The sequence below is a fragment of the Paracoccus mutanolyticus genome (assembly GCF_003285265.1).
Taxonomy (GTDB): domain Bacteria; phylum Pseudomonadota; class Alphaproteobacteria; order Rhodobacterales; family Rhodobacteraceae; genus Paracoccus; species Paracoccus yeei.
Genome location: NZ_CP030239.1, coordinates 3,053,633 through 3,077,091, shown reverse-complemented (window position 1 = coordinate 3,077,091; position 23,459 = coordinate 3,053,633). Strand labels below are relative to the sequence as shown.

The following is a 23,459-nucleotide window of genomic DNA, read 5'->3' as shown; positions in this document are numbered from 1 at the left end:
GATCACTCGGCCGGTTGGGCCAGCGCGGGCGCCTTGCGCGCACCGGCCGCCACGCGATAGCGCCGGTCGGACAGGCTGATCAGCCCCCCCAGCGCCATCAGCCCGCAGCCCAGCCAGATCCAACTGGCGAAGGGCTTGATATAGCTGCGCACGGCCCAGCCGCCGCCCTGCTGCGGATCGCCGATCACCAGATACAGGTCGCGGAACAGCCCGTTCTGGATCGCCGCCTCGGTCGTGGGCATGGCCTGGACCGGATAGACCCGCTTTTCAGGGTGCAGCAGCGCGACCTCGCGCCCGTCGCGGCTGACGCGCATGGTGGCGACGGTCGCGTCATAGTTCGGGCCGGGCCGCTCCTCGACCTTCTCCAGCGTGATGCGGTAGCCGGCGACCTCGAAAGGCTCGCCGATCCGGGCCACGCGGATATCCTCGACCTGCCAGGCCATCAGCAGGCCCACTCCGATGAAGGTCACGCCCAGACCGGCATGGGCGACCGCCTTGCCCCAGTCGGCGCGCGGCAGACGGGCCAGGCGCGACAGGCCCGAGTTGCCCGTGCGCAGCCACAGGTCGGTGGCCGAGCCCGCGATCAGCCATGACCCCAGCCCCGCACCGATCACCGCCAAGGCGGAGTGGCCGGTCGACACGGCAAAGACCAGCGCCATGACGGCGCAGGCGCAGGCCAGCGCGCCCCGCAGCGGCGCCAGGACGCGGGACAGCTTTCCCCGCTTCCACGGGATGATCGCGCCCAGCGGCAGGACCAGCGCCAGCACCACCATGAAGGGCGTGAACGCCTTTTCGAAGAACGGGGCGCCAACCGAGAGCTTGCGGTCCCACAGCATCTCGGCGATCAGAGGCCACATCGTGCCGATGAAGACCACGAAGGCCGAGACCGCCAGCAGGATGTTGTTCAGGACCAGCGCCCCCTCGCGCGAGATCGGCGAAAAGGCCCCGCGCGCCTGCATCGCGCCGGCGCGCATCGCGTAAAGGACAAGCGCCCCGCCGACGAAGACGCCCAGGATCGCCAGGATGAAGACGCCGCGTTCGGGGTCGTTGGCAAAGCTGTGGACCGAGGTGATGACGCCCGACCGCACGATGAACGTGCCGATCAGCGAAAAACCGAAGGCCATGATCGCCAGCAGGATCGTCCAGCTTTTCAGCACCTCGCGCTTTTCGACGACGATGGCGGAATGCAGCAGGGCGGCGGCGATCAGCCAGGGCATGAAGCTGGCGTTTTCGACCGGATCCCAGAACCAGAACCCGCCCCAGCCAAGCTCGTAATAGGCCCACCAGGACCCCAACGCGATGCCGATGGTCAGAAACACCCAGGCTGCCAGCGTCCAGGGCCGGACCCAGCGCGCCCAGGCGGCGTCGACCCGCCCCTCGATCAGGGCGGCGACGGCAAAGCTGAAGGCCATCGAAAGGCCGACATAGCCCAGGTAAAGAAAGGGCGGGTGAAACGCCAGGCCAGGGTCCTGCAGCAGCGGGTTCAGGTCGCGCCCGTCGAAGGGTGGATTGTCCAGCCGCAGGAACGGGTTCGAGGTGAACAGGATGAACCCCAGGAACGCCACCCCGATCGAGGCCTGCACCGCCAGCACCCGTGCCCGCAGCCGCGGCGGCAGGTTCGCATCAAAGACCGCCGCCGCCGCTCCGAACAGCGCCAGGATCAGCACCCACAGCAGCATCGAGCCCTCGTGGTTGCCCCAGACGCCGCTGATCTTGTACAGCATCGGCTTTGCGGTGTGCGAGTTTTCATAGACCAGCAGGACCGAGAAATCCGAGGTCACGAAGGCTACGGTCAGCGCCGCAAAGGCAATGCCGATCAGACCGAACTGCGCAACGGCAGCGGGCCGCGCGCTGTCGATCCAGCCGCTCCAGCCCCGGGCGGCGCCGATCAGGGCACGATCATCTGGAAAATCGCCACGGCAAAGGCAAGGATCAGGGCGAAATGGCCGATTTCCGCGATCATGGCTCTCCTCCGGGTGGCTGGCCGCAGGATAGCGGCGGCACGAAGGGCAAACCAGCCCCTCGAACCGCCTATTTTGTCGCATCACGCGCTAGTGGCGGGCGGCCCGCGCCTCGGCCCAGTCGTCCAGCGCCGGATTGGCGTCCGGCGCTCCGGCCACCGCCTTGGGCGAAGCAGCCGTGGCGGCGCGGGGAAAACGCGGCTGGGTGCGAAAATAATGCGCCTCGCGCGCGCCGAAATAGAAGCTGATGATCGCGCCCAGCAGCCACCACAGGGGTTCCGGCACCAGGTTCAGGTTTTCCATCCGCAGGCCAAAGCCCACGGGCTCGACCATCGCATAGACGAACAGCCCGACCGTCCCCAGCGTCAGGATCGGGCGCGGCAGGCGGTTCATGCCGTTCTTCAACCCGTCGAATCTGCTGCGTTGTTTCAGGCTCGACTGACATCCTGGCTTTCCGCCAGAATTCCTCGTCCAGTTCTGGAATATCGCTGTAATCGATATCCTCGTCCTTCATTTCGGCCAGCTCCTCGATGGTGAGCGGCCTATCGCCCAGGAAGCGGTCCATCACCCCCATGCCGCGATCCTCGCCCGATGGTCGGCCAGCGACAGGTGATATTTCGGTGAAATGAACGCCTCGGCGCGGGTGATCCAGCCGCCCTTTCCACCCGCGCGGGTGCGGGCATATTTGCGGCTGGCGGGCCGGGCATCGCCAAGCGCATAGTAATAGTTGCGCCGCGCGATGCCGTAGGCATCCGCGAAATAGCGGGGCGCGGCCGCGTCGGCCTGCGTTGCGGCCAGATGGTGCGCGGTCCCAGGATACCGCATCGGTCGCCTGAAAGCCCATGCGCGCACCAGCCGTTGCAGGATGCGGATCGCATTGCTGCCGGCGTTCACATACATGTCAAAGACCGCCGGCTGGATCGACGCCGGCAACTGCGCCAGGCCGGGCCTGCGGAAATAATGCTCGACATAGATGCGCACCGCGTCGGCCTGGGTCAGCGCCTTGACATCGGTCGCGTCCACGCGGCCGTCACGGGTCAGGTCCAGCCCCAGCCGTTGCAGCGTGGCCAGCGTGACGCCGAATTTCGTCGCCCCGCCCGGGTCGTCGGGGTCGTTGACGTAGCCCCCTTCACGCGCGACGATCTCGGCCGCGATCTGTTCAACCGTCTTCATTCCAGCCCCCAGCAAGAAGAGGCGTCAGGCTGGAACGGCGCGGTTAACCCTTTCTTAACCCTGCGCGCGTTGCGTCAGGAATTCGGGTCCTCGTAGACGCCCTGCTCCTTGAGCGAATCGATGACCTCGCGCGGCATGTAGCTTTCGTCGTGCTTGGCCAGGATTTCGGTCGCGACGAAAGTGTCGCCCTCCATCCGGCCGGTGCCGATCATGCCCTGCCCCTCGGCGAACAGATCCGGCAGGACCCCGGTAAAGCGCACCGGGACCGAGGCGCCGCCGTCTGTCACGCGAAAGCTGATCGTCTCGCCCGCGCCACGCAGCAGGGTGCCGGTCTCGACCAGGCCGCCCAGGCGGAACACCTCGCCCACCTGAGGCGGATTGTCGGCCATCTGGCTGGGCGCGCGATACAGGTTGATCCCGTCGCGAAAACCGTAGCCGATCAGCGCCACCGCCAGGACCAGCGCCGCGGCTGCCGCGACTAGAACCTGTATTCTACGCCGTTTCTTCAGCGATTTCATGTCTCAAGCTTTCCTTGTTCAGGCACTGTCGAACCTGATCGGATGGCGCAGGAATTGCGTGGCCTTGCCCGAGACGCGTTCGGGATTGCCCGTGGTCAGGAACCGCGACCGCGTACCGGCGCCCAGGAACTCGGGCCGGCGCTTCAGATAATCGTCCAGGCTTTCGGCCACCAGCTGCGGCTGGGAATAGACCTTGACCCCCGGTCCCAGCGCCTTCTGGAACGCGGCCTGGACCAGCGGATAATGGGTGCAGCCCAGGATGGCCGCCTCGGGGTGCGGCATCCGGCGCAAAAGCGCCTCGACATGGGATGTCACCAGCGCCTCGGCCAGAATCTCGTCCCCCATCTCGATGGCATCGACGACGCCGCCGCAGGGCTGGGCCTCGACATCGACGCCGATGGCGCGGAACGCCAGTTCGCGCTGGAACGCCCGGCTGGCCACGGTGGCGGGGGTGGCGAACAATGCCACATGCTTGACCGCGACCTCGCGCGGGGGCGAGTTGTCGCCCCACCGCCGCTCGGTCAGCGCCTCGATCATCGGCACGAACACGCCCAGGACCCGCTTGTCCCTGGGCAGCCATTTCTCCTGCATGCGCTTCAGCGCGGCGGCCGAGGCGGTGTTGCAGGCCAGGATCACCAGGTCGCAGCCTTCCTCCCACAGCCGTTCCACCCCGGCGCAGGTCAGGTTGAAGATGTCATCGGCATCGCGCACGCCATAGGGGGTGTGCTTGTTGTCGCCCAGATAGACCAAAGGCAGGTCAGGGCTATGGGCGGCGATGGCGTCCAGGACCGTCAGCCCACCCAGACCCGAATCGAATACGCCTACTGCCATGACTAGCCTCCTGCTCGCGACGGGTTCTTTTAGGGCCGGGCGGCGGCAAATGCCATGATTTATGTCATTCCGCCGCCTGCGCCATGGGCGCGCCGCCCCGGTGCAGGGCGTCGAGCAGTTCGGCGCGCCGCGCCCGGGCGGCCTTTGCGGCATCCTCCTTGACAGGGCCGTAGCCCCGCAAGGACAGCGGCAGTTCGGCCAGTTCCCGCACAAGCGCCAGGTTCGCGGGCGTGACCGTCGGCAGCCATCTGCGCATGTCCGCCTCGTACTCGGCAATGGCGGCGCGTTCGGCCCGCCGCTCGGGCAGCCAGCCGAATGGGTCAAGCACGCTGCCCCGAAGCCGCTTCATGCCGGCCAGGACGCGAAACACCGGCACCATCCAGGCGCCGAACTCGCGCTTGCGGGGCCGCCCGTCGGGGTCGCGCCCGGGCAGGACGGGCGGGGCCAGGTGAAAGCTGATCCGCGCATCCCCTTCGAACTCGGCCGCCACCGCCGCGGCCGAGGCCAGATGCAGCCGCGCGACCTCGTATTCGTCCTTGTAGGCCAGCAGCTTGTAGTAGCCCAAGGCCACGCTGTCGCGCAGATCCGGCGGGGCCAGGGCGACCAGGGCGCGGAACCGCTCGGCCAAGGCGCGGTCCTGGTAATCGACCAGGCGCCGCGCCCGGTATTCGACCGGATCGACCGGCAGGGCCGAGACGTTCGGCCCCTCAGCCAGCCGCGCGGCCTCTTGCGGATGGACCACCGCCCAGCGGCCGATCTGGAAGGCGCGCCGGTTTTCCGCCACCTTGGCGCCGTTCAGGTCGATGGCCTTCAGGATCGCGGCCTCGGTCAGCGGGATCAGCCCCTGTTGCCAGGCCGCGCCCAGCACCAGCATGTTGGAGTATATGGAATCCCCCAGCAGCCGCAGCGCCAGGGTCGAGGCGTCCAGAAACGCCACCTTGCCCCCAAGCCGCGCTTGCAGCGACAGCTTCAGGCGGTCGCCGGGGATCTGGAAATCGCGGTTGCGGGTGAACTCTCCGGTCACGATCTCGTGCTCGTTCACCACCGCGCCGGTGCGGCCCGGCGCCATCAGTCCGATGGTCTTGGCCCCCGCCGTCACCACGAGGTCGCCGCCGATGATGCAGTCAGCCTCGCCCACGGCGACGCGGATGGCGCTGATGTCCTCGGGACGGTCGGCCAGGCGCAGGTGGATGTGGACGGCGCCACCCTTCTGGGCCAGACCCGCCATCTCCATCATGCCGGCGCCCTTGCCGTCGATATGCGCGGCCTGGGCCAGCACGGCGCCCACGGTCACGACACCGGTGCCGCCGACGCCGGTGATGACGAGGTTATGCGTGCCCCGGATCGCGGGCAACGCGGGCGCGGGCAAGTCGGGCAGGTCCAGTGCCTGCGCCCGGGGCCGCCGCGGCACCGCGCCGCGGACCGAGACGAAGCTGGGGCAGAACCCCCGCACGCAGGAATAATCCTTGTTGCAGCTGGACTGGTCGATGGCGCGCTTGCGGCCAAGCTCCGTGTCTCTGGGCACGATCGAGACGCAGTTCGACTGCACCCCGCAGTCGCCGCAGCCCTCGCAGACCTCGGGGTTGATCCAGATGCGCCGGTCCGGGTCGGGGAACGCCCCCCGCTTGCGCCGGCGGCGCTTTTCGGCCGCGCAGGTCTGGACATAGACGATGGCGCTGACGCCGGGCACGTCCTCAAGCTCTTTCTGCACGGCCTGCATCGCGGCGCGTTCCTCGAACCGCAGGCCCTTGGGAAAGGCCGCGCGGTCGATCTGCTCCTTTTCGTCATGCACGACGATCACCGGGGAAACGCCCATCGCCTGCAATTCGCGCACGATCTGCTGCGCGGTCAGCCCGCCTTCGTTCGGCTGGCCGCCGGTCATGGCGACGGCGTCGTTGAACAGGATCTTGTAGGTCATGTTTGCCCCCGCAGCCTTGGCCGCGCGGATGGCAAGGGACCCGGAATGGTTATAGGTTCCATCCCCAAGGTTCTGGAAAACATGTCTTCTTTTGCTGAACGGACCCTCGCCGATCCAGTTCGCGCCCTCGCCGCCCATATGGGTGAAGCCGACGGTCTCGCGCCCCATCCACTGCACCATGTAGTGGCAGCCGATCCCGGCATAGGCGCGCGCGCCTTCGGGCAGGCGGGTCGAGGTGTTATGCGGGCACCCCGAGCAGAACCACGGCGTCCGCACCGCCAGTTCAGGGGCGTTGTCGTTGCGGCGCACCTCGGCCAGCCGGCGCAGCCCGGCTCGGACGCCTTCGGTCCCGCGCCCCTCCTCGATCAGGATGGCGCCCAGTTTCTCGGCGATCATCACCGGATCCAGCGCGTAGCGGGTCGGAAACAGTTCCTCGCCCGTGCGGTCGTGCTTCCAGCCCAGCACCCGGCGACCGTGGCGGTTGTCGAAGATCGCCTCCTTGACCTGCACCTCGATCAGTTTGCGCTTTTCCTCGACAACCACGATGATCTCAAGCTTTTCAGACCATTCCTGGAAAGACTTCATGTCCATGGGCCAGGTCTGGCCAACCTTGTAGGTGGAAATGCCCAGCCGCTCGGCCTCGGGCTCGTCGATGCCGAGCAGAGACAGGGCATGGACCAGGTCCAGCCAGTTCTTGCCGGCGGCGACAAAGCCGATGCGCGCGCCGCGATGGTTCCACACCGGACGGTCCAGCCGGTTCGCGCGTGAAAACGCCTCGGCCGCAAAGCGCTTGTGGTCGATCATCGCGCTTCCTGCGCCACCGGCGTGTCGCCCAGACGGATGTTCAGCCCGCCCGGCGGCATCGCGAAATCGGGCGTCACGAAGCGCAGCCGGAACGCATCGCCATCGACCACGCTGGTCGCCTCGACCGTGTCCTTCATGGTCTTGAGCCCGGTCCACACCCCCGCGAAACGCGACAGGGCAAAGCCGTACAGCCCGAAATCCAGGATCTCCTGCACGCCCGCCGGGGACAGCACCGGGATATAGGCATCGACCAGCGCCCAGTCCGACTGGTGCAGCACGGTCGAGGATTCGCCGGTATGGTCGTCGCCCATCGCCATGACCACGCCGCCCAGGCGCGACGAACCCGCCATGTTGGCATGGCGCATCACGTCGCCCGAGCGGTCCACCCCCGGGCCCTTGCCATACCAAAGCGCAAAGACGCCGTCGTATTTCCCCTCGCCCCGCAGTTCGGCCTGCTGGCTGCCCCAGATGGCGGTGGCGGCCAGATCCTCGTTCAGGCCCGGCTGGAACAGCACCTTCGCCGCCGTCAGCGCGTCCCGCGACTTCATCATCTGCAGATCAACGCCACCAAGGGGCGAGCCGCGATAGCCCGTGACCAGCCCCGCCGTGTTCAGCCCCGCCGCATGATCGCGGGCCGCCTGCATCAGCATCAGCCGCACCAGCGCCTGCGTGCCGTTCAGCAACACATGCCGGTGCGACAGATCCAAACGGTCGGACAAGGAAAATTCCTGCACACTCATCTGGCCCTCCCAAGCTGGATGACTGGTATGGAGGCAGTGTAGGTCAGAAATATTGACCGATAAAGTCATTTCTCGGGAAAAACACCGATTCTTGCATTGCTTTCGCCGCACAAGGGTTGCAAAAAACGCATGGCTGATACCGCATGAAAGCACTGTTATGGACTGGGACAAACTAAGAATATTTCACGCTGTCGCGGACGCGGGGTCGCTGACCCACGCGGGCGACGTCCTGCATCTGTCCCAGTCCGCCGTCAGCCGCCAGATCCGTGCCCTCGAGGATTCGCTGGGCACCACGCTGTTCCACCGCCACGCCCGTGGCCTGATCCTGACGGAGCAAGGCGAATTGCTGTTCGAGGCCACATCCTCGATGGTGAAGAAGCTCGACACCACCGCCGCGCGAATCAGGGACAGCGAAGAACATGTCTATGGCGAATTGAAGGTGACGACCACCACCGGCTTCGGCACGCTGTGGCTGGTGCCACGCCTGGCCAAGCTTTACGAACGCTATCCCGACCTCAAGATCAACCTGATGCTTGAGGAACGCGTCCTGGACCTGCCCATGCGCGAGGCGGACGTGGCCATCCGCATGAAAGAGCCGAGCCAGCAGGACCTGATCCGCCGCAGGCTGCTGAACATCCGCATGCGGCTTTACGCGACGCCCGAATACCTCGCCTCGGCCGGAACGCCGCAGACGCTCGACGATCTGTCGACGCACCGACTGATCTGCCAAAGCCCGGAAACGCCGCAGGTCAGCTCGGGGGCGGTATTGGTCCAGATGCTGCTGACCAAGAACCTGAACTCGATGCTGATGGTGAACAACTATTTCGGCGTGCTGCAGGGCGTGCTGAACCATGTGGGCATCGGCGTGCTGCCCGATTACCTGACGGCGGACTTCCCGAACCTGACCCGGGTCTTTCCCGACATCGAGTCGCACGAGGTCCCCGTGTTCCTGGCCTTCCCCGAGGAACTGCGCACCTCGCGCCGGGTCAGCGCCTTTCGCGACTTCGTGCTGGAGGAGATCCAGTCGATCCGCAAGCACCAGGCAGAAAACCCCAATCTGGTCGGGGGGATGGCCCCCGCGCCGACGGAATAGGCCAGCCATTCGCGTGGCGCATATCTGTCATGCCCCGCGATCCGGTTTTCATCCTTGAACCGTTCGCAAACTGCACATATCTCGGGCTGCGAAGGAGATGGTCTGAGGAAACTCTCATCACCTTCAACCTCCCTGTTGGACTTAGGCCGGGCCTCGTGCCCGGCTTTTTTTTTGCCCGTTCCCGGGCCCTGCCTGCCGGGACGCGCGGCATGGCGGCCTGCGGCCCCTTTCCTAAACCCCCGGCGGCGCTTAAAAGGCCACAGAACCGGGGAAAGGGGCGCCAAGCATGAACGAACCGCAGATCACCGAGGAGCTGATTGCCGCGCACGGCCTCAAGCCCGACGAATACCAGCGCATCCTGGAGATCATCGGCCGCGAGCCGACGTTTACCGAGCTTGGCATCTTCTCGGCCATGTGGAACGAGCATTGCTCCTATAAATCCTCGAAGAAATGGCTGCGCACCCTGCCCACCACCGGCCCGCAGGTGATCTGCGGCCCGGGCGAGAACGCGGGCGTGGTGGACATCGGCGACGGCCAGGCCGTTGTCTTCAAGATGGAGAGCCACAACCACCCGAGCTATATCGAGCCGCACCAGGGCGCTGCGACCGGCGTGGGCGGCATCCTGCGCGATGTCTTCACCATGGGCGCGCGCCCCATCGCCGCCATGGATTCGCTCAGCTTCGGCCGGCCCGAACACCCCAAGACCGCGCATCTGGTCAAGGGCGTGGTCGAGGGGATCGGCGCCTATGGCAATGCCTTCGGTGTGCCGAACGTGGGGGGCGAGGTGCGCTTCCATGCCTCGTATGACGGCAACTGCCTGGTGAATGCCTTTGCGGCGGGCCTCGCCGATGCCGACAAGATCTTTTATTCGGCGGCCTCGGGCGTGGGGATGCCGGTGGTCTATCTGGGCGCCAAGACCGGCCGCGACGGCGTCGGCGGCGCCACGATGGCCAGCGCCGAATTCGACGACACGATCGAGGAAAAGCGTCCCACCGTTCAGGTCGGCGACCCCTTTACCGAGAAATGCCTGCTGGAGGCCTGCCTTGAGCTGATGCAGACCGACAGCGTGATCTCGATCCAGGACATGGGCGCGGCGGGGCTGACCTGCTCGGCCGTCGAGATGGGTGACAAGGGCGGCCTGGGCATCAAGCCGGTGCTGGATCATGTCCCGCAGCGCGAAGCCGCCATGACGGTTACGACGCGATGCTTCCGAGGGCCAGGAGCGATGCTCATGGTGCTGAAGCCCGAGAAGGAGGCCGAGGCCCGCGCGATCTTCGAGAAATGGGACCTGGACTTCGCCATCGTCGGCGAGACCATCGCCGAGGATCGGTTCCTGATCGTGCATGGCAACGAGGTGGTGGCCGACCTGCCGCTGTCGAAGCTGTCGTCCAGCGCGCCGGAATACGACCGGCCTTGGGTGGAAACCCCCGCCGCCGCCGCGATGCCGGCCCTGCCCGCCATTGCCCCCATCGCGGCGCTGCGGGCGCTGATCGGCTCGCCCAGCTATGCGCACAAGGCCTGGGTCTGGGAACAATACGACACCCAGGTCGGCGCCGACACCGTGCGCCGTCCGGGGCTTGGCGCCGGCGTGGTGCGGGTGCATGGCTCGGGCAAGGCGCTGGCCTTCACCAGCGACGTGACGCCGCGCTATGTCGGGCCAACCCTATGAGGGCGGCCAGAGGCCGGGCCGAGGCCTATCGCATCCTCTGCGCTCGTCGGCGCGGTGCCCTTGGCCACGACCGACAACCTGAACTTCGGCAACCCGGAAAAGCCCGAGATCATGGGCCAGTTCGTCGGCGCCATCAAGGGCATCGGCGAGGCCTGCGCGGCGCTGGATTTCCCCATCGTCTCGGGCAACGTCTCGCTTTACAACGAAACCGACGGCAAGGGCATCCTGCCGACCCCGACCATCGGCAGCGTCGGGCTGATCGCCGATCTGGACGACCTGATCGCCGGTCTGCCGGCCGAGGGCGACCTGGTCCTGGTCATCGGCGACACGGCGGGCCATCTGGGCCAGTCGGCGCTGGCGGCCGGGCCTTCGGCATCGAGGCGGGCGACGCCCCGCCGGTCGATCTGGCGGCCGAGCGCAAGCATGGCGAATTCGTCCGGGCACAAGGCAAACTGTTCAGCGCCGCAGCCGACCTGTCGGACGGCGGGCTGGCGCTGGCGGCCTTTGAGCTGGCCGAGGCGGCCGGGCTGGGCGTCACGCTGGACAGCGCAGATATCGCCCAGCTTTATGGCGAGGATCAGGCCCGCTATCTGGTCGCCTGCACCCCCGCCAATGCCGAGGCGCTGGCCCGGGCCGCACAGGAAGCGGGCGTGCCCCTGGCGCGTGTCGGGCGCTTTGGCGGCAATGCCGTCACGCTGGGCAGCGACAGTGCTCCCTTGGCCGAACTCTCGCAGCTTTACCGCACCGCCTTCGTCCAGACCCTGAACCTTGGCCTTGCCTGAAAGGGGAACCCGATGACCGGCTGCGCCTGCGGGCACCACCACCACGCCCCCGCCCGGATCGAGGGCGGGGAAGGCATCGCCCTTGACCGCCCGCTGGTCGCGCTGTCGGGCACGCTGACCTGCCAGGATGCGGCACAGATGATGCTGGCGCTGGACCTGCTGCCCCAACACGTCAGCCTGAGCCGGGCCGAGCCGGGCAACCTGCGCTTCGACCTGAGCCAGCAGGACGATCCGATGGTCTGGCGCCTGGATGAGCTTTTCGCCGATGCCGAGGCTTTCGCCGCGCATCAGGCCCGCACCGCCGCCAGCCCTTGGGGCACGGAAAGCTGCGCGATCCTGCGCGACTTCACCCGGACCGAGGTTATGCCCCGTATCCGCCCCGAACACCCGCAGGACAGGACGGCGATTGCCGCCTTGCTTGAGCTGGCCTTCGACGGCGGGGCTGAATCGCGGCTGGTGTCCGAGCTGCGCGCGGCGGGTGATCTGGCGCTGTCCCTGGTGGCCGATGTCCAGGGCAGCATCGTGGGCCACGTCGCCCTGTCGCCCCTGGCAGCCGAAGGCCCGGCACTGGCGCTGGCGCCCCTAGCGGTCCATCCGGCCGTTCAGGCCCGAGGCATCGGCACGGCCCTGGTGCGCGCGGCGCTGGCGGGATGGCGGATCACACGGTCGTGGTTCTGGGCGATCGGCCTATTACGCGCGCCCGGCCTTCAGCCGGTCGAGGTGCAGTCCCCCTATGCCGGCCCGCACCTGCTGGCCGCCGGCCCCGCGCTGCCCCGGGGCAGCGCCATCGCGCACGCCCCGGCCTTCGCCGCCCTTTAGGACGCCTGGGCGTCCGGCCCGGTCTGGGCCGGCGCACCGGCCAGCCGCATCCGCAGCCGCTTGACCCGGCGCGGGTCGGATTCGATGATCTCGAACTCGACGCCCGAGCCATGGGGGATGACCTCGCCCCGCAGCGGAACGCGGCCGGTCAGCGCAAAGATCAGCCCACCCAGCGTGTCGATGTCGTCGTCGGGGTCCGTGTCCAGCTTGCGCCCGGTTTCAGCCTCGACCAGCTCCAGCGGCGCGCGGGCCTGGATCAGCCATTGCCCCGGCCTTTCGGGCAGGATCAGGCCGCCGTCGATCTCGTCATGCTCGTCCTCGATCTGGCCGATGACCTGCTCGATCAGGTCCTCGATGGTGACAAGGCCGTCCACCCCGCCATATTCGTCGATGACCAGCGCCATATGGATGCGCTTCTGCTGCATCTGCTGCAAAAGCACGCCGATGGACATCGATGGCGGAACATAAAGCAGCGGCCGAAGCATGGGCTGCAGGCCAAAGGCCGGCGCCTCGGCGCCGAAGCCGTATTTCAGCGCCAGGTCCTTCAGGTGGATCTGGCCCAACGGCGCGTCCAGCGTGTCGCGATAGACGGGGATGCGCGAAAATCCGTGTTCGCGAAAGATCTCGACCAGTTCCGGCAGGGTCGTGGTGACGGGCACGGCGACGATCTCGGCCTTGGGGATGGCCACGTCATCGACCCGCATCCGGCGCAGGTTGCCCAGGCCCAGGACGCCCTGGCCCCCGGCCTCGTCCCCCTGCCGGGCGTCCGCCTCGGGGTCGTTGCCCGAAAACGCATCCAGAAGGCGGCCGAAAAGGCCCCGTGTCTGCGGATGCTCGCGTCCCTCTCCGCCACCCTCGTCCCGTGTGGCGGGTTCGGGAGTGTCGGGACTTCGGTCGTTCGTCATGTTTCCATTTCCAGATAGGGATCGGGGATGCCCAGCTTGCCCAGGATCGAGCGTTCGGCATCTTCCATCGTCTCGGCATCCAGATCGTCGATATGGTCGTATCCTGCAAGATGCAGCATGGCATGGACAAGCAGGTGCGTGGCATGGTCGGCAAAGGGCTTGCCCTGGGCCTCGGCCTCGCGCTGGCAGGTATCGAACGATATGGCGATGTCGCCAAGCTCCTCGACATCGGGCAAGTCCGGCCGGACGCCCGGTTCGCGCTGGTCGAAGGCCAGGGCCGGCCAGCTCAGCACGTTAGTGGGCTTGGGCTTGCCCCGAAACTCGGCATTCAGCCCGGCGATGCGGTCGTCGTCGCAGCCCATGACGACGATCTGGAAGCCTTCCAGCCCCAGCCATTCGCCGGTCGCATGGGCGGCCCGCCGGGACATGCCCAGCAGGTCCACGTCCTCCCAGCGTTCGTCCTCGATCACGATGTCGACGATCTCGCCCTGCTCGTGCTCCGGCATCCCGTCAGGCATCGGCCTGCCCCCCGGCGTTGGTCAGGAAGCGCGGCTCGCGGCGCGGGACGCGCTGGCCACGGTCGTCCAGGGCTCGCCCCGGGCCAGCGCCGCCTCGGCCTCGGTGTCGTAGGCCCGATGATGCGGGCGACCAGATGGTGGCGCACCACGTCCTTTGCGGTGAAATAGCTGAAGCTGATGCCCTTGATATCCTTGAGGATCTTTTCTGCATCCGTCAGGCCGGAATGGACGCCGCGCGGCAGGTCGATCTGGGTGCGGTCGCCGGTGATGACCATGCGCGAGCCTTCGCCCAGGCGGGTCAGGAACATCTTCATCTGCATGGTGGTGGCGTTCTGCGCCTCGTCCAGAACGACAAAGGCGTTCGACAGCGTCCGGCCGCGCATGAAGGCCAGGGGCGCGATCTCGATGCGCTTTTCTTCCATCAGCTTCTGCATCTGCTTCGACGGCAGGAAATCGTTCAGCGCGTCGTAGAGCGGCTGCATGTAGGGGTCGACCTTTTCCTTCATGTCGCCCGGCAGAAAGCCCAGCCGCTCGCCCGCCTCGACGGCGGGGCGCGACAGGATGATGCGGTCGACATGGCCGCCGATCAGCATGGTGACGCCGACCGCGACCGCCAGATAGGTCTTGCCGGTGCCGGCCGGCCCGATGCCGAAGGCCAGCTCGTTGCCGAACAGCGCCCGCACATAGTCCTTTTGCGCATCCGTGCGCGGCTCGATGGTCTTCTTGCGGGTGCGCAGTTCGATCGGGCCGGACTGGAACATCTCGAGCTGCTCGGCCGGGCTCGGGCCTTCGGGGGCGGTCTCGACGCCCATGCGCAGCGCGGCCTCGACCTCGGCCATCTCGACCGGGCGGCCCTGTTCCAGCCGCGCGTAAAGCCCGCGCAGGACCTGCGCCGCCTCGGATTGCGCGTCAGCGGGGCCGACCACGGACAACAGGTTGCCGCGTCGCAGGATATGGACCTTCAGCGCCTCCTCGATCCGGGCCAGATGGCGGTCATGGGGGCCGCACAGGTCGATCAGCAGCCTGTTGTCATGGAATTCCAGCAGGGTTTCGCCAGCGTTCACGGTCGCGGGGGGCGTCGGGGAAAGACCCAAATTTGTCTCCGGTCAGGACGAAAGGACAGGTTCATGGTTGCAACTGCGCGGGATTCGCACAAGGGGCCCCAAGCCTCTGGCGAGAATTTGCGCAGCGTCTGGTGCCGATATAGGCATCTAATCCCCCGGTTGCGAGCCATCGGCCCGCGCCCGCCCCGCGATAAAGTCCTGCAGATAGGCGTCGGGCGCGTCCTGCATCGCCGCGACCGGCCCCTGCCAGCGGACCCGGCCCCCGTCCAGCAGCGCCACCCGGTCGCCGATGACGCGGGCCGAGCCCATGTCATGGGTGATGGTGATGGCGCTTGCCCCCGTCTCGTCCACGATGCCCCGGATCAGGGTGTTGATCGCGGCGGCGCGGATCGGGTCCAGCCCGGTCGTCGGCTCGTCGAAAAAGATCACGCGGGGGCCGGCGGCGATGGCGCGGGCCAGGCCCGCGCGCTTGCGCATTCCGCCCGACAGGGCGGCGGGATAAAGGTCCGCGACCTCGGGCCCCAGGCCGACGCGGGCCAGCTTGTCGAGGGCAATGGCGCGGGCGCGGGCCTTGGGCATGGTGCGCAGCAGGCGAAAGGCCACGTTGCGCCAGACCGGCAGGCTGTCGAACAGCGCCGCGTTCTGGAACAGCATCCCGAACTGGTCCATGAAGCCGGCGCCGATGGGCGCGCCGTTCCACAGGATGTCGCCCGAGTCCGGCCGCTCGAGCCCCAGGATGCAGCGCAGCAGCACCGATTTCCCGGTCCCCGAGCCGCCGATGACCACCAGGCTTTCGCCCTGCCCCAGGTCCAGGTCGATGCCGTCCAGCACCGTCTTGCCGCCGAACCGCTTGGACAGGCCCCGCACCACCAGCATCAGAAGAAAAGCCCCGTCAGCGCGAAGTTGACCGCAAGGATGCCGACCGAGGCCGCGACGACCGCATTGGTCGCCGCCCGCCCCACCCCTGCGGCGCCGTTCCCGGCGGTCATCCCGAACCAGCAGCCCGACAGTGCCACGACCAGGCCGAAGAAGCCGCCCTTGACCAGACCCGAGACGACATCCCATCGCTCGAGATAGGCCCAGGAGTTCGACAGGTAGCTGGCCGAATTGAACCCCAGCGCGTTCACCCCCACCAGCCAGCCGCCCATGATCCCGATCAGGTCGCCCACGCCCACCAGCACCGGCAGGCACAGGATCGCGGCCCAAAGGCGCGGCGACACCAGCCAGCCCACCGGGTCCGTGGACAGTGTCACCAGTGCGTCGATCTGTTCGGTCACGCGCATGGTGCCAAGCTCGGCCGCGATGGCCGATGCCACGCGGGCCGCGACCATCAGACCGCCCAGCACGGGGCCCAGCTCTCGGGCCATGCCGATGGCGACGATCGCGGGCACGACGTCGCCCGCCTGGAACCGCTCGCCCCCCGAATGGATCTGCAAGGCCAGCGCCGCGCCCGTGAACAGCGCCGTCAGCCCGACCACGGGCAGCGACAGCCAGCCGATATGCAGCACCTGCCGCGCCAGTTCCGAAGGGTGCTGGCCCACGCGGACCAGCCCCAGCGCGGCAAAGATCGCGACGCGCCCGATGCCGCGCAGCGCGGCAATCGCCCCGCGCCCGATCAGCCGGACTGGATTCACCGATAGGTCCGGGGATAGCGGCTGCCAAGCGAGGTCAGGATTTCATAGCCGATGGTGCCCGCAAGATCGGCCAGCGCATCGACCCCCTGCCGCTCGTTCAGGATGTCCAGCGTGTCGGGGACGAAGGGCAGCTGCGTCACGTCCACCGTGATCAGGTCCATCGAGATGCGGCCCACCACCGGACAGGCTCGCTCGCCCGCCCAAAGCTTCAGTTCACCCTGCCTGGCCAGCGCGCGGAACAGCCCGTCGGCATAGCCCGCCGCCACGGTCGCGATGCGCGCGGGGCGCTGCGCGGTCCAGGCATAGCCATAGCCGACCGACTCGCCCGGCCGGACCTCGCGCGTCTGGATGACGGGCAGGGCCAGGCCGACCACCGGCTTCGCCTCGGCATAAGGCAGGCCGCCATACATGCCGATGCCCAGCCGCACCAGGTCGAAGTGATAGTCGGGCCCCAGCAGCGTGCCGCCGGTCGCGGCCAGCGCGCGCGGCACGCCGATGCCGTCCGTCATGGCGCGAAACGCCTGCAACTGCTGGGCATTGGCCGGATGCTCCGGCTCATCGGCGCAGGCCAGGTGCGACATGACCAGCCGGGGACCGGCGGCCAGCGCCTCGGCCCGGATCGCGGCCCATTCGCCGGGCTCGAGGCCCAGCCGGTTCATGCCGCTGTCCAGCTGGATCGCAAAGGCCCTCTTGGGCCGCAGGGCGCGGTCGCGAAAGAATTGCTCGGGGCTGTTCAGGACTGGGATCAGCCCGGTCAGGTCCTCGCCCTCCATATGGCCCGAAAGCACATAGATGTCGGCGTCCTGCGCCAGCAGCGGCCGGATCGCCCGCCCTTCCGAGGCGAGCGCCACGAAAAAGTCCCGCGCGCCTGCATCGTAGAGCGCAGGTGCCACGCGCACCGCGCCCAGACCATAGGCATCGGCCTTAACCACCGCGCCCGCCCGCGCGCCGGGGGCCATGTCGGCCAGGGATTTCCAGTTGGCCCGGATGGCCGAAAGGTCGATCGTCAGTCCCGAAGCGGCAGACATGCGGGCCCCCTGTGGTTTGGCCCTTTCCTATTCGCCCGGCGCCGATTGTCAACTGCGTCCGATTTTGCGGATTTGCCATTTGCTCACGAACTTGCTAGCACATTTTGCAAATTTTCGTCTTTTTTCTTTCCGCGGCGCAGCGAAGGCCCTAACCTGCCCAAAAGCGGAGGAGACGGGCATGAAAGACATCCTGGACCAGTTGGAGACCCGTCGGCGCGATGCCCGCCTTGGCGGTGGCCAGCGCCGCATCGACGCCCAGCACGCCCGCGGCAAGCTGACCGCGCGCGAGCGGCTGGAGCTGCTGCTGGACGAGGGTTCCTTCGAGGAATTCGACATGTTCGTGCGCCACCGCTCGACCGATTTCGGGATGGAGGCGGATCGGCCCTATGGCGACGGCGTCGTCACCGGCTGGGGCACGATCAACGGCCGCATGGTCTATGTGTTCTCGCAGGACTTCACCGTCTTCGGCGGCTCCCTGTCGGAAACCCATGCGCAGAAGATCTGCAAGATCATGGACATGGCGGTGCAGAACGGCGCCCCGGTGATCGGGCTGAACGACTCGGGCGGCGCGCGCATTCAAGAGGGCGTCGCCAGCCTTGCCGGTTACGCGGACGTGTTCCAGCGCAACATCATGGCCTCGGGCGTGGTGCCGCAGATCAGCGTCATCATGGGCCCCTGCGCCGGCGGCGCGGTCTATTCGCCGGCGATGACCGACTTCATCTTCATGGTCAAGGACACGTCCTATATGTTCGTGACCGGCCCGGACGTGGTCAAGACGGTGACGAACGAGGTCGTGACGGCGGAACAGCTGGGCGGCGCCTCGACCCATACCAAGAAATCCTCGGTCGCCGACGGCGCCTTCGAGAACGACGTCGAGGCGATGACCGAGATCCGCCGGCTGGTCGATCTGCTGCCCCTGAACAACCGCGAAAAGGCGCCGACCCGGCCCTTCTTCGACGACCCGAACCGGATCGAGCCCAGCCTGGATACGCTGGTCCCCGACAACCCGAACCAGCCCTACGACATGAAGGAGCTGATCCTGAAGGTCGCGGACGAGGGCGATTTCTACGAGATCCAGCAGGATTTCGCGGCCAACATCATCACCGGCTTCATCCGCATCGAGGGCCAGACCGTCGGCGTGGTCGCCAACCAGCCGATGGTGCTGGCGGGCTGCCTGGACATCGACAGCTCGCGCAAGGCGGCGCGTTTCGTGCGCTTTTGCGACGCCTTCGAGATCCCGATCCTGACCTTCGTCGACGTGCCGGGCTTCCTGCCGGGCACGGCCCAGGAATATGGCGGCGTCATCAAGCACGGCGCGAAGCTGCTGTTCGCCTATGGCGAGGCGACGGTGCCCAAGGTCACGGTCATCACCCGCAAAGCCTATGGCGGCGCCTATGACGTCATGGCCAGCAAGCACCTGCGCGGCGATTTCAACTATGCCTGGCCCACGGCGGAAATCGCGGTGATGGGCGCCAAGGGCGCGGTCGAGATCCTGTATCGCAGCGAGCTGGGCGAGCCCGACAAGATCGCCGCCCGGACCAAGGATTACGAGGACCGCTTTGCCAACCCCTTTGTCGCCGCCGAAAAAGGCTTTATCGACGAAGTGATCCAGCCGCGTTCGACCCGCCGGCGGGTGGCGCGCGCGCTGGCTTCCCTGCGTGGCAAGAAGCTGTCCAATCCATGGAAAAAGCACGACAACATTCCCTTGTGACCGCGACGGACCGGACCATGGCCCATTTCCTTGCGGCGGTCGGCATGACGCTTGCGGCGCTTGGCGGCCCTGCGGCGGCACAGGACAAGGCGCCCATCGCCCTGCCGTCCGGCGCGCAGGCGCAATGGATCGAGACGATCCGGGACACCTCGGGCGGCACCGGCCTGACCTATCGCTTTCGCTTCCTTGTGCCGGACCTGGCCTCGCGGGTGCCCTCGACCAGCGGCCCCGCCTCGGACGCGATCGAGGGGGCGGACCGCGGGCCGATCGACATCGACACCGAAACCGCCGAGGTCACGGGCGATACGGCGGAGGACGGCATGATCGACCCGGCCACGCTGGACCCGGCCCCCGCCGAGGTCGACGACCAGGCCGAGGCCGAAGCCGACGCGATGGTCGAGGAGGCCCTGCCCACCGCGCCCGACGTGCTGGCGCAGGACCCGGTGCATGACGATATCGTCTGGCTGTGCCAGGAATGGGTCCTGCCCCGCATCGCGAACCCCGGGCCGCGGCCGCGCCAGATCGTCATCAGCCTGTCCGACAAGAACACGCCCTTCGGCAGCTACGACCCCGACGCCTTGCAGCTGTTCGAGGCGTTCAAGCTGCCCGCCGACCGCGACAGCTGCGAATGGGAACCCTGGTGATGGCGAATCTCCGCTATGATGCAAGCCTGCCACAGGGGCCTGCCCGCCGGACGAAACGCGATCTCGCCGCCTGTGATGCGCCCAAGGCTCTGACTATGCTGTGGTCTCGGCCGCCGACGGCAGCCGAATCCAACCCGAGCAGTCGGGGCCCCGCCCCGCAACACAGGAGCACGACATCATGTCGAAAAAGCTTGCAATCGCCCTTGTCCTGGTCGGCCTGGCCGCTGCCTGCGCCAAGAAGGAACCCGAGGTCATCACCCCTGCCCCGGTCCAGCCCGAGCCTGTCTTCCAAGGCAAATACGGCGCCAACTAAGCCCGACCCAAGGCGCGGGCTGCCTGGCGGCCCGCGCCCTTTGCGTCCGCCCCGCCGCCTGCGCGCCACTCCGCTGCAGAAAAGGGGCATTTCATGCTGAAGCACCGCGGCTTTCCCGGCCGCCTTCCCGGCACCGACTTTCAATTCACCATCCGGCGCGCCAACAAGAAGGGGGCGACGCCCCTGGTCCGGCGCGAGCGTTTTCGCGACCGCAAGGCCGCCGATCGTCGCGCGGACGAAGGCTTCATGGCCGCGCTGATCCGGCAGTTTGGCGAGGAACCCTTTCCCCGCGGCAATCTGGACGCCGGCCGCCTGTCCTGGCTGATCGGCCGCGAGGTCGTCGCCATCGGCAAGCTGGACCCGACCGACTATGACCAGATGCTGCGCATCGACATGAAAAAGGCCGAGGCGAGCTTTCCGCAGCTTTTCGCCGCCGAGGCGCCCGAGTTCGACTGGGACGACCTGGATTGGGACGAGGACGAGGACGACGAGGACGACGGGAACGACTGATGGGCGGAAATATGCAGGCGCGCAAGTTTTCACATCGTTGTCAGTTTCTTCCGCCATACTGGCGTGCAATATTGCCTGCATCGCTAACACGGTCGGCCCCCTTGGGGTCCCACAATACAGGCAAAGAACCATGCAAAAATCCGTCATCCTCCGTCTCTCTGGCGTTGCCCTTCTGGTCGCCGGACTGGCTGCTTGCGACCAGGGCTATGGTGGCGGCATGGGCCTGTCCCCCGACGCGCAGCGCGCGGCCGGCGGCGCGCTGGCCGGTGCGGCTGTCGCCAAGATCATCGACGGCGACGTGGGCACCGGCGCGCTTATCGGTGCTGCGGGCGGCGCGCTGTGCGACGACGCCGGCGTCTGCCAGTCGCGCGGCTACTGATTTCACCGGGGCTGACGGCGCCACGCGCCGCGCCCCCTTTTCGGAGCTTTCGACATGTCGAAGAAAATCGTCTTCGCGCTTGGGTTCGGCCTTCTGGCCGTGGCCGGCTGCACCCAGAACATCAACCCGACCGACATGGACCGCGGCCTTATCGGCGCGGGCGTCGGTGCGACCGTCGCCCATGTCGGCGGCCATAACGTGGTCAAGGGCGCAGCCATCGGCGCGGCCGCAGGCGCGCTGTGCGACGACGTGCGGCTGTGCCAGCCGACTCAGCGCCGCTACTGATCAAGAACGCCAAGGCGTTTGCCATTCATGCCGTCCCGGCCGTGCGCCGGGGCGGCTTTTTCATGTCCAGACAGGGACTGCGGGGGAAAGATAAGCCGTCATGTTCACGAAAATCCTGATCGCCAACCGGGGCGAAATCGCCTGCCGCGTCATCGAGACCGCCCGGCGCATGGGCATCAAGACCGTCGCCGTCTATTCCGACGCCGACCGCAATGCGCTGCACGTCAAGATGGCCGACGAGGCCGTTCACATCGGTCCCGCCCCCGCGAACCAGTCCTATATCGTCATCGACAAGATCATGGATGCGATCCGCCAGACCGGCGCGCAGGCCGTGCATCCGGGCTATGGCTTTCTGTCCGAGAACATGAAGTTCGCCCAGGCGCTCGAGGCCGAGGGGGTGGTGTTCATCGGCCCGCCCAGCCCCGCGATCGAGGCGATGGGCGACAAGATCACCTCGAAGAAGCTGGCGCAGGAAGCCGGCGTCAGCACGGTGCCGGGCTATATGGGCCTGATCGCCGATGCCGAGGAGGCGGTGAGGATCTCGGGTCAGATCGGCTATCCGGTGATGATCAAGGCCAGCGCCGGTGGCGGCGGCAAGGGCATGCGCATCGCCTGGAACGACCAGGAGGCGCGGGAAGGCTTCGAATCCTCGAAGAACGAGGCGGCAAACAGCTTTGGCGACGACCGCATCTTCATCGAGAAATTCGTGACCCAGCCCCGGCACATCGAAATCCAGGTGCTGGCCGACAAGCACGGCAACTGCGTCTATCTGCACGAACGCGAATGTTCGATCCAGCGCCGCAACCAGAAAGTCATCGAGGAGGCGCCCAGCCCCTTCCTGGACGCCGCGACCCGCAAGGCCATGGGCGAGCAGGCCTGCGCCCTGGCCCGTGCCGTGGGCTATACCAGCGCCGGCACGGTCGAATTCATCGTCGACGGCCAGCGCAATTTCTATTTCCTGGAAATGAACACCCGGTTGCAGGTCGAACATCCGGTGACCGAACTGATCACCGGCGTCGATCTGGTCGAGCAGATGATCCGCGTCGCCGGGGGCGAGCCGCTGCCCTTTGCCCAGGACGATCTGACGATCAACGGCTGGGCCATCGAGAGCCGGCTTTACGCCGAGGACCCCTATCGCAACTTCCTGCCCTCGATCGGCCGGCTGACGCGCTATCGCCCGCCGTCCGAGGTCGCGGCCGGCCCGATGCTTGCGGCCAGCCGCTGGGTTCCGGCCCAGCCGGGTGCCACGCCCCCCGCGGGCCCCGCCGGCGTGCGCAACGATACCGGCGTCTACGAGGGCGGCGACATCAGCCCGCATTACGACCCGATGATCGCCAAGCTGACCACCCATGCGCGCCGACGCGCGAGGCCGCCGTCGACGCATGCGGCTGGCGCTGGACGAATTCGAGGTCGAGGGCATCGGCCACAACCTGCCCTTCCTGTCGGCCGTGATGGACCATCCGAAATTCGTCTCGGGTGACATTTCCACCGCCTTCATTGCCGAGGAATATCCCGAGGGCTTCCTGGGCGCGACCCTGCCCGAGGGCGAGGTCTTGCGCGTCGCCGCCTCGGCCGCGGCCATGCACCGCGTGGCGGAAATCCGACGCTGCCGCATCTCGGGGCGGCTGGACAACCACGAACGCCATGTCGGCGAACATTGGGTCGTCAGCCTTGCCGGTCAGGACATTCCCGTGCGCATCACCGCCGACAAGCAGGGCTCGACGGTCGAGTTGCAGGGCCGCAAGCTGCGCGTGGAAAGCGACTGGCTGCCCGGGCAGACACTGGCGCGGCTGTCGGTCGACGGCACGCCCCTGGTGATGAAGGTCGAACCCCTGCCCTCGGGCTATCGGCTGAGGGTGCGGGGAGCGGATCTCAAGACCTATGTCCGCCGTCCGCGCGCCGCCGAACTGGCGCGGCTGATGCCCGAAAAGCTGCCGCCCGACACCTCGAAGTTCCTGCTGTGCCCGATGCCCGGCCTGGTGGTCAAGGTGAACGTCGCCGCCGGCGACGAGGTGCAGGAGGGCCAGGCGCTGGCCACCGTCGAGGCGATGAAGATGGAAAACATCCTGCGCGCCGAACGCCGTGCCGTGGTCAAGTCGGTCAACGCCGCGCCGGGCGAAAGCCTCAAGGTCGATGACGTCATCATGGAATTCGAGTGAT

General features: G+C 67.3%; 17 protein-coding genes and 5 pseudogenes. 10 read left to right on the top strand and 12 right to left on the bottom strand.

Annotated elements, in window-relative coordinates; translation table 11 throughout:
- Nucleotides 1-2 precede the first annotated feature (2 nt).
- The 6 genes and pseudogenes from DPM13_RS16760 to DPM13_RS16730 form a co-directional block, all read right to left on the bottom strand.
- A pseudogene (locus DPM13_RS16760) lies at nucleotides 3-1,963 on the bottom strand (heme lyase CcmF/NrfE family subunit).
- A gap of 88 nt (nucleotides 1,964-2,051) precedes the next feature.
- Nucleotides 2,052-2,375 (bottom strand): annotated as a pseudogene (locus tag DPM13_RS16755) (holin family protein); the annotation flags it as partial.
- A gap of 150 nt (nucleotides 2,376-2,525) precedes the next feature.
- The gene (locus tag DPM13_RS16745) at nucleotides 2,526-3,134 is read right to left on the bottom strand and encodes a holin-associated N-acetylmuramidase (RefSeq protein WP_112888449.1); all 609 of its coding nucleotides are present in this window, start codon (nucleotides 3,132-3,134) and stop codon (nucleotides 2,526-2,528) included.
- Nucleotides 3,135-3,208: 74 nt separating this feature from the next.
- Nucleotides 3,209-3,652: a cytochrome c maturation protein CcmE gene (gene ccmE, locus DPM13_RS16740; RefSeq protein ID WP_112888448.1), complete on the bottom strand. Its 444-nt coding sequence runs from the start codon at nucleotides 3,650-3,652 to the stop codon at nucleotides 3,209-3,211.
- A gap of 18 nt (nucleotides 3,653-3,670) precedes the next feature.
- The gene (locus DPM13_RS16735; RefSeq protein WP_112888447.1) at nucleotides 3,671-4,483 is read right to left on the bottom strand and encodes a glutamate racemase; all 813 of its coding nucleotides are present in this window, start codon (nucleotides 4,481-4,483) and stop codon (nucleotides 3,671-3,673) included.
- Nucleotides 4,484-4,547: 64 nt separating this feature from the next.
- A pseudogene (locus tag DPM13_RS16730) lies at nucleotides 4,548-7,945 on the bottom strand (indolepyruvate ferredoxin oxidoreductase family protein).
- Between the two features lie 157 nt (nucleotides 7,946-8,102).
- Here DPM13_RS16730 and DPM13_RS16725 point away from each other — a divergent pair.
- The 3 genes and pseudogenes from DPM13_RS16725 (at nucleotide 8,103) to DPM13_RS16715 (ending at nucleotide 12,308) form a co-directional block, all read left to right on the top strand.
- The gene (locus DPM13_RS16725) at nucleotides 8,103-9,038 is read left to right on the top strand and encodes a LysR family transcriptional regulator (protein WP_080622409.1); all 936 of its coding nucleotides are present in this window, start codon (nucleotides 8,103-8,105) and stop codon (nucleotides 9,036-9,038) included.
- Nucleotides 9,039-9,324: 286 nt separating this feature from the next.
- A pseudogene (gene purL / locus DPM13_RS16720) lies at nucleotides 9,325-11,489 on the top strand (phosphoribosylformylglycinamidine synthase subunit PurL).
- Nucleotides 11,490-11,501: 12 nt separating this feature from the next.
- Complete coding sequence (locus DPM13_RS16715; RefSeq protein WP_112888446.1) at nucleotides 11,502-12,308, top strand: GNAT family N-acetyltransferase; 807 nt, start codon at nucleotides 11,502-11,504, stop codon at nucleotides 12,306-12,308.
- On the opposite strand, the gene DPM13_RS16710 is transcribed toward DPM13_RS16715, so the two are convergent.
- The 6 genes from DPM13_RS16710 to alr form a co-directional block, all read right to left on the bottom strand.
- Nucleotides 12,305-13,213, bottom strand: a complete 909-nt coding sequence (locus DPM13_RS16710) for a CBS domain-containing protein (protein ID WP_099649773.1) — start codon at nucleotides 13,211-13,213, stop codon at nucleotides 12,305-12,307. The genes DPM13_RS16715 and DPM13_RS16710 overlap by 4 nt on opposite strands.
- Entirely contained in the window at nucleotides 13,210-13,719 is a 510-nt protein-coding gene (gene ybeY, locus DPM13_RS16705) for an rRNA maturation RNase YbeY (RefSeq protein ID WP_028721014.1), read from the bottom strand. Before ybeY ends, DPM13_RS16710 begins: the two co-directional genes overlap by 4 nt.
- The gene (locus tag DPM13_RS16700; RefSeq protein WP_223252119.1) at nucleotides 13,680-14,825 is read right to left on the bottom strand and encodes a PhoH family protein; all 1,146 of its coding nucleotides are present in this window, start codon (nucleotides 14,823-14,825) and stop codon (nucleotides 13,680-13,682) included. Before DPM13_RS16700 ends, ybeY begins: the two co-directional genes overlap by 40 nt.
- A 117-nt stretch (nucleotides 14,826-14,942) precedes the next feature.
- A complete protein-coding gene (locus DPM13_RS16695; protein ID WP_112888444.1) occupies nucleotides 14,943-15,671 on the bottom strand; it encodes an ABC transporter ATP-binding protein in 729 nt (242 codons plus the stop codon).
- Nucleotides 15,671-16,429 carry an MlaE family ABC transporter permease gene (locus tag DPM13_RS16690; protein ID WP_112888443.1) on the bottom strand — a complete coding sequence of 253 codons (759 nt, stop codon included), beginning with the start codon at nucleotides 16,427-16,429 and terminating at the stop codon, nucleotides 15,671-15,673. The genes DPM13_RS16695 and DPM13_RS16690 overlap by 1 nt, the downstream gene beginning before the upstream one ends.
- Complete coding sequence (alr, locus tag DPM13_RS16685) at nucleotides 16,426-17,457, bottom strand: alanine racemase (RefSeq protein ID WP_112888442.1); 1,032 nt, start codon at nucleotides 17,455-17,457, stop codon at nucleotides 16,426-16,428. Before alr ends, DPM13_RS16690 begins: the two co-directional genes overlap by 4 nt.
- Before the next feature lie 178 nt (nucleotides 17,458-17,635).
- Between alr and DPM13_RS16680 the strand changes: the two genes are divergently transcribed.
- From DPM13_RS16680 to DPM13_RS16650, 7 genes and pseudogenes are all read left to right on the top strand, one after another.
- On the top strand, nucleotides 17,636-19,168 hold the full coding sequence (locus DPM13_RS16680) for an acyl-CoA carboxylase subunit beta (protein ID WP_028721010.1): 1,533 nt from the start codon (nucleotides 17,636-17,638) through the stop codon (nucleotides 19,166-19,168).
- Nucleotides 19,169-19,185: 17 nt separating this feature from the next.
- Complete coding sequence (locus DPM13_RS16675; RefSeq protein WP_112888800.1) at nucleotides 19,186-19,812, top strand: DUF6497 family protein; 627 nt, start codon at nucleotides 19,186-19,188, stop codon at nucleotides 19,810-19,812.
- A gap of 178 nt (nucleotides 19,813-19,990) precedes the next feature.
- A complete protein-coding gene (locus tag DPM13_RS25390) occupies nucleotides 19,991-20,125 on the top strand; it encodes a hypothetical protein (RefSeq protein ID WP_260502589.1) in 135 nt (44 codons plus the stop codon).
- 93 nt (nucleotides 20,126-20,218) lie between these two features.
- Nucleotides 20,219-20,635, top strand: a complete 417-nt coding sequence (locus DPM13_RS16665) for a hypothetical protein (protein WP_112888440.1) — start codon at nucleotides 20,219-20,221, stop codon at nucleotides 20,633-20,635.
- Nucleotides 20,636-20,765: 130 nt separating this feature from the next.
- Nucleotides 20,766-21,014: a hypothetical protein gene (locus DPM13_RS16660; protein WP_028721007.1), complete on the top strand. Its 249-nt coding sequence runs from the start codon at nucleotides 20,766-20,768 to the stop codon at nucleotides 21,012-21,014.
- Between the two features lie 54 nt (nucleotides 21,015-21,068).
- The gene (locus tag DPM13_RS16655) at nucleotides 21,069-21,299 is read left to right on the top strand and encodes a hypothetical protein (protein WP_036763811.1); all 231 of its coding nucleotides are present in this window, start codon (nucleotides 21,069-21,071) and stop codon (nucleotides 21,297-21,299) included.
- 100 nt (nucleotides 21,300-21,399) lie between these two features.
- Nucleotides 21,400-23,458 (top strand): annotated as a pseudogene (locus DPM13_RS16650) (ATP-binding protein).
- Nucleotide 23,459: the final 1 nt, after the last annotated feature.

Coding starts and splice junctions, on each gene's coding strand:
- DPM13_RS16745 (WP_112888449.1), bottom strand. CDS start 3,134: ATGAAGACGGTTGAACAGATCGCGGCCGAGATCGTCGCGCGTGAAGGG.
- DPM13_RS25390 (WP_260502589.1), top strand. CDS start 19,991: ATGTCGAAAAAGCTTGCAATCGCCCTTGTCCTGGTCGGCCTGGCCGCT.
- DPM13_RS16710 (WP_099649773.1), bottom strand. CDS start 13,213: ATGACGAACGACCGAAGTCCCGACACTCCCGAACCCGCCACACGGGAC.
- DPM13_RS16655 (WP_036763811.1), top strand. CDS start 21,069: ATGTCGAAGAAAATCGTCTTCGCGCTTGGGTTCGGCCTTCTGGCCGTG.
- ybeY (WP_028721014.1), bottom strand. CDS start 13,719: ATGCCGGAGCACGAGCAGGGCGAGATCGTCGACATCGTGATCGAGGAC.
- DPM13_RS16675 (WP_112888800.1), top strand. CDS start 19,186: ATGGCCCATTTCCTTGCGGCGGTCGGCATGACGCTTGCGGCGCTTGGC.
- DPM13_RS16665 (WP_112888440.1), top strand. CDS start 20,219: ATGCTGAAGCACCGCGGCTTTCCCGGCCGCCTTCCCGGCACCGACTTT.
- DPM13_RS16680 (WP_028721010.1), top strand. CDS start 17,636: ATGAAAGACATCCTGGACCAGTTGGAGACCCGTCGGCGCGATGCCCGC.
- DPM13_RS16660 (WP_028721007.1), top strand. CDS start 20,766: ATGCAAAAATCCGTCATCCTCCGTCTCTCTGGCGTTGCCCTTCTGGTC.
- DPM13_RS16695 (WP_112888444.1), bottom strand. CDS start 15,671: ATGCTGGTGGTGCGGGGCCTGTCCAAGCGGTTCGGCGGCAAGACGGTG.
- ccmE (WP_112888448.1), bottom strand. CDS start 3,652: ATGAAATCGCTGAAGAAACGGCGTAGAATACAGGTTCTAGTCGCGGCA.
- DPM13_RS16715 (WP_112888446.1), top strand. CDS start 11,502: ATGACCGGCTGCGCCTGCGGGCACCACCACCACGCCCCCGCCCGGATC.
- alr (WP_112888442.1), bottom strand. CDS start 17,457: ATGTCTGCCGCTTCGGGACTGACGATCGACCTTTCGGCCATCCGGGCC.
- DPM13_RS16725 (WP_080622409.1), top strand. CDS start 8,103: ATGGACTGGGACAAACTAAGAATATTTCACGCTGTCGCGGACGCGGGG.
- DPM13_RS16735 (WP_112888447.1), bottom strand. CDS start 4,483: ATGGCAGTAGGCGTATTCGATTCGGGTCTGGGTGGGCTGACGGTCCTG.